General features: G+C 44.9%; 6 protein-coding genes. 4 read left to right on the top strand and 2 right to left on the bottom strand.

What is annotated here, in order from left to right:
• Positions 1-398: 398 nt before the first annotated feature.
• From AC2204_RS11695 to AC2204_RS11680, 4 genes are all read left to right on the top strand, one after another.
• Positions 399-1,745 carry a magnesium transporter gene (locus AC2204_RS11695; RefSeq protein ID WP_318925670.1) on the top strand — a complete coding sequence of 449 codons (1,347 nt, stop codon included), beginning with the start codon at positions 399-401 and terminating at the stop codon, positions 1,743-1,745.
• Between the two features lie 468 nt (positions 1,746-2,213).
• Complete coding sequence (locus tag AC2204_RS11690; RefSeq protein ID WP_318925669.1) at positions 2,214-2,951, top strand: IclR family transcriptional regulator; 738 nt, start codon at positions 2,214-2,216, stop codon at positions 2,949-2,951.
• A gap of 30 nt (positions 2,952-2,981) precedes the next feature.
• Positions 2,982-3,977: a formimidoylglutamase gene (locus tag AC2204_RS11685; protein ID WP_318925668.1), complete on the top strand. Its 996-nt coding sequence runs from the start codon at positions 2,982-2,984 to the stop codon at positions 3,975-3,977.
• A gap of 60 nt (positions 3,978-4,037) precedes the next feature.
• On the top strand, positions 4,038-4,562 hold the full coding sequence (locus AC2204_RS11680) for an MgtC/SapB family protein (RefSeq protein ID WP_318925667.1): 525 nt from the start codon (positions 4,038-4,040) through the stop codon (positions 4,560-4,562).
• Between the two features lie 92 nt (positions 4,563-4,654).
• Here AC2204_RS11680 and speB read toward each other — a convergent pair whose 3' ends face one another.
• Together speB and speA are read right to left on the bottom strand one after the other, a co-directional pair.
• Complete coding sequence (gene speB / locus AC2204_RS11675) at positions 4,655-5,575, bottom strand: agmatinase (RefSeq protein WP_318925666.1); 921 nt, start codon at positions 5,573-5,575, stop codon at positions 4,655-4,657.
• A 139-nt stretch (positions 5,576-5,714) separates the two neighbouring features.
• On the bottom strand, positions 5,715-7,637 hold the full coding sequence (gene speA / locus AC2204_RS11670; RefSeq protein WP_318925665.1) for a biosynthetic arginine decarboxylase: 1,923 nt from the start codon (positions 7,635-7,637) through the stop codon (positions 5,715-5,717).
• Positions 7,638-8,100 lie beyond the last annotated feature (463 nt).

The following is an 8,100-nucleotide window of genomic DNA, read 5'->3' as shown; positions in this document are numbered from 1 at the left end:
CTCTGCGGTGTGGCGACTAAAAACCTTACTAAGTACTTAGGGTGGCGGCGCATATTGAGTGATGATTCACTATCAAAGGCTACTTTTACAGAGAGAGTCGCTGGGTACTGGGCTCTCAACTAAGTTACTGAACAGAGCCTACAATTAGGCTGCAAACGTGTAAAAGGAATAATTGACCATCATCCAACAAAAGATGAAAATAGAGTAAATTCAAACTGTCAGCGAAATTTTGTTTGAGTAGAAACCAGCTATGATGGCTGGTTTCACTTTTTGCGAATTAATATGAAGGGTGACATCAGACACCGTAAAATGACAGATTTCAAATCTGGGTGTTTGTTTTTCAATTAACAGTTGTGCCGGGCTTGTACGTCAACTTCGCTCTCTATAAAGGTAATTCCATGCAAGAAAATGAGATCCATAATGCGGTGAATGAGCTGATGGACCAAGGTCCTGATTCGGAGAGCCAACAGATCGTTATTGAACAGTTTGAGCAGGATAACTCACCGGTCGAAATAGCGCTGTTACTGGAATCATTGCCCCTTACAGCGCGTATTGAAACCTGGAATCAGATTTCCGATAGCATCAAGGTTCCAGTGCTGGTTGAAATGCGTTCAGACGCCAGCGAAGCGATTATTAATACCTGGGATGAAAAACATCTGCTTGCGATGTTTACAGGTATTGAAGCCGATACATTATTAGAGCTTCAGGACATCTTGCCGGATCACTTGATCGAAGACGTGCTGGCGCGAATGGATGAAGAGCAGAAGCAACGTTATTCGCTCGCGCAACAGTTTGAAGATGATGAAGTGGGCCACTGGTGTGATCATCAGCCGCTTGTCGTACCCGCGAAAACCAAGATCAAAGTGATGACTCGGTTGCTGAGGCGGTCAATCCCGGCCTACAGTAACGTTGTGTTTCTGGTCGATAGCCGGGGTAACTGGCAAGGTGCAGTCCGGTTTAATAAGCTGTTTGACGCAGACCCCTTGTTACGGGTTTCTGAGCTGGCAGAGGAGGATTTTCCGACTCTGGATGCCAAAGATGATATCTACATCGCAGCGGACAAAGTGGCACAGAGCGAAGAATCCGCGCTTCCTGTCATTACCGAGAGCGGGTTGCTCATCGGACGTTTAGATATGGGGCTGGCATACAGGCTGCAATCTGAACGGGCTGAATCGCAGATCATGGCTACCGCCGGTCTTGATGAAAATGAAGATCTTTTCTCGACGGTTCGGAAAAGCACCCAGAATCGTGCCATCTGGCTTGGCATTAATCTTCTGACCGCCTTCCTTGCGTCTTGGTTTATTGGCTTATTTGAAGCGACATTGCAACAAGTTGTTGCGCTGGCGGTTCTGATGCCTATTGTCGCATCAATGGGAGGGGTTGCAGGCAGTCAGACTCTTACCCTGATTGTAAGGGGCTTGGCTCTTGGGCAGATTTCGCGAGCAAACCTCAAACCGTTACTCACCAAAGAGGTTAAAGTTGGCGCACTTAATGGTGTGCTGTGGGCACTGGTGATTGGGATCATCACCGGTTACTGGTTCAGTAGTATCATGCTGGGGCTGGTCATCGGTCTTGCGATAGTCGCCAATATTATCAGTGCGGCACTTGCCGGTATCTTTGTTCCCGTTATTCTTGAAAAGTTTAAAATTGATCCTGCTTTATCCGGTTCGGTTATCCTGACCACAGTAACGGATATTACCGGATTTGTGGTGTTTTTGGGGCTAGGAACCCTGTTATTACTGTAACCTTTTCGGGGATTCAGATTCTGCTCTGAATCCCTTTTCTCTCTAAGCCCACTCGTATTCTTTCACAGCAATCATAATGCGTTGACGTTCCTAATATGTTATCCCGTAATTGAGGCGATATCGGGTTCAGCAGCCCACATCTGTGTCAAATGTATTCGAAATCGCCTGCCCCCCACTTAGTACTTCCTCCTTGAATATAGCGGGTTGGAATCACTCTGAATCCTGAATCCTGAAGTTACTGGCGTATAAGCACAACTGTCATAATTTTTTCGTATCATCAAAACAACCGGATGAACTTGTGTGGCAGCTAACCTGTTTTAGCGTTAGGAATGGATCATTTCCAATTGTTCTTAGTTAAAAGTTATTCCCATTTTTTGGGATTTTAACCCACTAATAATCTTTTAATTCTCACCTGATGAGAAAGTTGGTTGTATTATCATTTAAGGAAGATTAAAAACACCGCAGAGAATGATTGTGAATAAAAACACCTTGAGCCCGAATCAGCGATTACTTCAGATTTTAATGACAATATCTTCATCATCTGAGCCGCTGTCCGCGCAGATGATCAGTGATCAAACCAGTACGCCGATTAGCTCTGTTTACCGGTATATAACAACACTGAGAGAGTGGAATCTGATTGAAGAACAGCATGGCCACAAACGCTATATTATTGGCCCTGCTGCCCTGCAATTACTCAGTAATTTTCGTTCTTTTTCGCCGTTATCGGAAGGTGTGAGGCCGGTACTGAAACGCTTACAGAACCAGACCGGGGAAATGTCGGCCTATATGGTTCCTGTTGGTTTTTGTGCTTTATGTGTGGAAATGGTCGAGAGTCCTCATGCGCTGCGTTGTAGTTATCAGCAGGGGCAAAGTCAGCCACTTATCCTGGGCGCCTCGTCGAAGGTGCTGTTAGCACAATTTAGTGAAAAACGATTACTTGCTACGTTAGCGCATTTTGGGATCAAAGAAGAGTGTGAAAGAACTAAGTGGTTAGTTGAACTTCAACAAATAAAACAAGATGGTTATGCGTTGAGTACTTCAGAGTTTGACCCTGGGGTCTCAAGTGTTAGTGCCCCGGTCTTTCTGAATAAAAAAGTGGTGGGTGCTATTAGTGTTATGGCACCCGAAGAACGTATTAACCATAAAAAAAACAGCATTATATTTAACGTATTACAAGCGGCCCGAGCATTACCTCCAGAATGGTAATGCGATAGACCAGCAAGGGTAGGAGGCGAGATGATTTTTAAACAAGTTAACCAGTGGTTTAACCGTGTGTTTTCTCACGAGAACTACCATACGACAGCTACTTTTCGCCCTTATACCGAGCAATCGCGAGTAGGGGCAGTATTGTTTGGTGTCGCTTCAGATCTGAGTCTTGGACGCTATCGTGGCCGGCTGGGCGATAGTGACGGACCTGAAAGCATTTGCCGGATGTTGGCAATATATCATAAGTGTTCACCGCATTTACCGCTGTATGATGCTGGAATTATTGATGATTTGGATGGCCTTGAATTTAATGAGTTGCAGGCAGTGCAGTATAGAAAAGTGTCTGGTTTTTTGGCAAAAGGTCATTTCCCTGTCGTTATCGGGGGAGGACACGAAATATCTATTTCAAGCTACCAGGCACTCTCTGATTATGTTAATCAGCCAGGGTATATTGTGAATCGCGCCGAAGAATGTTCGGAATATAAAGAGCCGCTGGCACGAGTGGGGATCATTAATTTTGATGCAAACTTTGAACTACGTCCAACGCTGTCACCGAGAGTCGGTTCAGTGTTTCACTCTGTCGCGAGTTTTTGTACCCAAAATCATCGTCCATTTCACTATTTGGCGCTGGGAATATGCGAGCGCACAAACTCGCAAGCTTCATTTGAATATGCAGAGCAATTAGGTTGCCACTGGCTGCAAGACAAAGATATGACGATACGCAAGAAAAAAATTGTGCAGAAAAAAATCGACCTGTTTTTGAGGGGGGTGGATTATGTTCATATCAGTTTTGATCTGTCGGTTTTTTCTGCTGCAGTGGCTTCTGGCGTCAACTTATCTCGGATACAAGGTGCTGACTGGTCTATTGTGGAGTTTGCACTTAATCAGATTGTAAGCAGCGGTAAAGTGAGGCTATTGGATGTCGCAGAATTAAATCCAGAGTTTGATGATGGACACCAAACAGCGAAAATTGCGGCAAAAGTGGTCAGCACCGTTCTGGAGAAATATTCACTTTTAAACGAGTAAAGTCGTTGTATTAAGACTGTATTGTATTGTGATTAAAATTGATTGACTAAATAGGGTTTGATGATGCTCGATATAACGCCTTTCGAGTGGGAGGATATAATCACGTGTATTTTGTGCGGGTCAGTACTGGGTATAGAGCGCCAACTGCGAGGTAAGCCGGTAGGCCTTCGCACTGCAACGCTGATAACGATAGGCACGTACTGTTTTATCGCATTAGGTGTAAGCTTGTCTGATGATCGAGGCGATCATGCACGTGTGATGGCACAAGTGATCACGGGCATCGGTTTTTTGGGCGCTGGTGTCATGATGACTCGGGATGGACAGATCCACGGTGTGACATCGGCTGCGGTAATATGGCTGCTTGCCGCTCTGGGTGTCACGATTGGTTTGGGATATGGACAAACAGCCCTTATTCTTACGGTGTTGATATTAACAGTGTTACTCGGCGTGGATAAGCTTGAAAACAGTATGCTGGCCTTGCGCAAGGGAGTGCATGTTCATATTTCTCGTCGTGTGCAGCGTCGTAGAAAAAAGGTGACAGAGAAAAGCGGCGAGTCTAATTCGGGAATCGGTGAAAAGTTATAAATGTTACGGAATAACAAATCCGTGCTTCTTATATTCAAACCCTCCGCTTTGATGCGGAGGGTTTGTTAGCAAAAGAGATCGCCTCTTTATGGTTAATTCTTCTGACAGCTCGCCCAGAGGTGTAGCAAGTCAGTGGCAATGGTTGCTCCGGCTAATGCCGTAATTTCAGCATGGTCATAGGCAGGGGCGACTTCTACCACATCCATGCCAATTAAGTTAATACCCACTAAACCGCGAATGATCTTCAGTACTTTGTCTGAACTCAAGCCGCCGCATACGGGGGTTCCGGTACCCGGAGCATAAGCTGGATCCAGGCAATCGATATCAAAGGTAAGGTACACCGGACGCTTTCCTATAATGTCTTTGATCTGCTCAACAATCACTTCGACGGTTTGGTCATTGGCGCTCGCGGCATCAATTACATTGAAACCTAATGTATCGCTGTGCTCGGTACGGATACCGATTTGAACCGAGTGCTTAGGGTCGATTAATCCCTCATTGGGCGCATGATAGAACATGGTGCCATGGTCATATTTACTTCCCATCGCGTAAGTATCTGTATGGGCATCAAAGTGGATCATGGCCATTTGACCGTACTTTTTTGCATGTGCGCGTAACAATGGCAATGTAACGAAGTGATCGCCGCCAAAGGTCAGTAATGTTTTACCTTGTTGAAGTAAGCTATTGGCATGCGCTTCTAACCGCTCACTCATTTGCGCAGGATCGCCACAATCGAAAACCAGATCTCCACAATCCTCGATCTTTACTGTTTTAGTCAGATTGAATGTCCACGGCCAGCGCTTACCTTCCCATGCTAAATTGATCGATGCCTGACGAATAGCCCCCGGCCCCATACGGCTGCCTGAGCGACCGGTGGTGGCAAGGTCGAAAGGAACGCCGGTGATGATCACATCCGCATCTGACTGTTGCGGCATGAAGTTTAGTGGTTGACGTAAAAATCCAAATGCATTGGAATATAAAGAGTAATCGGCATGAGTTGCTAACGTTGCCATATCTCGCTCCATAATTATAAGCGGCGATGAAGAAGCCGCTTACAGACGAATTAATTAGACATTGGTGGATGGGTAAAAAAGAGCGTTCATAATCATGATGCTCTCTTTAACGGCCATTGAGGCTATATTTCAGAAGAAATTATTTGTTATAACAAATATCTTCCAAATAGGTATATCCGTGTAGGCCTTCTGCCAATTCAGCCAGAATGTCGCTATGTTCAGATTCAGGTAGATTTTCCTTAACCATATGTTCGTATTGGCGGAGGAATTTTGCTGGATCAAGATGAACGTAACGCAACACATCTCCGACAGAATCACCACGGTCGATATTTTCAATCTTATAGTGACCATTATCATCACAACGAACGACTGCCGTGTCTGTATCACCAAATAAGTTATGCATATCCCCAAGAATCTCTTGGTAAGCACCGACCAGGAAGAAGCCGATTCGGTACGGGTTTTCATCATTCCATTTAGGTACAGGCAGCGTACTTTCAATACCTTGCCCTTCAACATAGTGCTCGATAGCACCATCTGAATCACAGGTTATATCTAAGATTACAGCACGACTATCTGGTGCCGTATCAAGATTAGATAACGGCAATACCGGGAAAATCTGATCGATACCCCAGGCATCCGGTAACGACTGGAATAACGAGAAGTTAACAAAGAACTTATCTGCCAGCCGCTCGTGTAATTCGTCCAGTAAAGGGCGGTGAGCACGGTTTTTGGCTGACAACACTTTTTCCAGTTCATAACAAAGGCGTAAGCTTACTTGCTCTGCCCATGCGCGATCAACAAAGCTTATTAATCCCATATTAAATGAAGTATGTACTTCAGTGAGATCACTTTGGTTATCGTGGAATATTTCAACCAAAGAACGGTCAGCAGTATTGCCTGATAATTCTTTCCATGAACGCCACATGTTATGCAGGATCTGTGGAGCATCTTCTGCTGGTGCTGAAATATCTTCGGCTTTATAACTTTCTACGCCAATTACATCGGTGATTAATACCGCGTGGTGGGCCGTTAGGTTACGTCCGGATTCCGAAATAATACGAGGCATTGAAATATCGTATTCAGTACAGATATCGCCCAAGGAATACACCACGTTATTGGCATATTCACTTAGGGTGTAATTCATCGAGCAACTGCTCTGGCTGCGCGTGCCTTCGTAATCGACGGCTAAGCCGCCCCCCACATCAACCGTGGTAATGCTGGCACCGAGTTGCTGTAGCTCGGCATAAACCCGTCCAGCTTCGCCGACGCCGCTTCGAACGTCTTTAATGTTGGCGATCTGAGAGCCTAAATGGAAGTGCAATAGCTGCAAACAATCCAGCATGTCACGCTCGCGCAGTGCATCAATCACGGTTAAGACTTGTGATGCAGATAAGCCAAATTTAGACTTCTCGCCACCGCTGGCCTGCCATTTCCCTTTGCCCTGAGACGCTAAACGCGCCCGTAAACCCAGACGTGGAGAGACACCCAGTTGCTTAGCTTCTTCAAGAATGACTTTTAGTTCAGACAGCTTTTCAAGCACGATGTAGACTTCATGCCCGAGTTTTTCGCCAATAAGTGCCAGACGAATGTACTCACGATCTTTATAACCATTACAGACGATGACAGAGCTTGCCTCTTGCGCCATAGCCAGCACAGCCATTAACTCGGGCTTACTGCCCGCTTCTAAACCAAGTTGACGTTGTTGTTTGGCATATTGGCTCTTTAGAATTTCACTGACCACGGCTTCTTGCTGGTTTACTTTAATTGGATAGACCGCAAGGTAGCTGCCTTGATAGTTATACGATTCGATGGCCTGATTAAAGGCACTGCAAAGGCTGTCGACGCGGTTATGCAGAATATCAGGAAATCGAACCAATACCGGCAATGATGCACCTGCGGCAATTAATTCATCCGCTAAGTGCGATAAATCGATGGCATTGTTAGGATTGTTTTTATCCGGACAAGCAACAACCGATCCTTGCTCGTTGATATCGAAGTAACCTTGGCTCCAGTAGGGCGTGTTATACATTTCACGCGCATCATAAATCGACCAATCGCTCATTGTTATATATCTCTAAATGAAAAATACGATTGTTGCTGCAATAACACAGCAACCTTTTATATAGGCCATGGCGTTGAAAGATAATCCAACGTCGTCTAACGGTATTAAACAGATACCGCGGTACAGTAGGATCCTGTTTCACAAAATCTGTCGACTGCCTGGCAATACTTAAATTTAAAAAGCCTTCTGACGAAACACACAGGTGAGTACGTAAGAAAAAATGTAAATGAATAGCTCGCTGGGCCAATATGAGCGATGGTATTCCTAATAAGGTCTATACTGATCGAGCGGATTAAACAATTGATTTATTGTTAGTGCAAATTAAAAAGTTTCATCGTAACCACAAAAATAAATCATCTTATAATTTCTCGATTTTTTACTCATTTGGCATCATAGTTATCAGCCATTTAGTCAGGAGCCGAAGAACGCCAAACTTCCTCCTTTTTTTGGGTCATCCTTAAAT

This window comes from Photobacterium sp. (genome assembly GCF_057456235.1).
The sequence above is the reverse complement of the archived record's forward strand: the minus strand, read 5'-3'. Positions and strand labels throughout refer to the sequence as shown.

Excerpts from the sequence above, each read along its gene's own strand:
- AC2204_RS11680 (WP_318925667.1), top strand. The coding sequence starts at position 4,038 with ATGATGCTCGATATAACGCCTTTCGAGTGGGAGGATATAATCACGTGT.
- AC2204_RS11685 (WP_318925668.1), top strand. The coding sequence starts at position 2,982 with ATGATTTTTAAACAAGTTAACCAGTGGTTTAACCGTGTGTTTTCTCAC.
- speB (WP_318925666.1), bottom strand. The coding sequence starts at position 5,575 with ATGGCAACGTTAGCAACTCATGCCGATTACTCTTTATATTCCAATGCA.
- AC2204_RS11690 (WP_318925669.1), top strand. The coding sequence starts at position 2,214 with ATGATTGTGAATAAAAACACCTTGAGCCCGAATCAGCGATTACTTCAG.
- AC2204_RS11695 (WP_318925670.1), top strand. The coding sequence starts at position 399 with ATGCAAGAAAATGAGATCCATAATGCGGTGAATGAGCTGATGGACCAA.
- speA (WP_318925665.1), bottom strand. The coding sequence starts at position 7,637 with ATGAGCGATTGGTCGATTTATGATGCGCGTGAAATGTATAACACGCCC.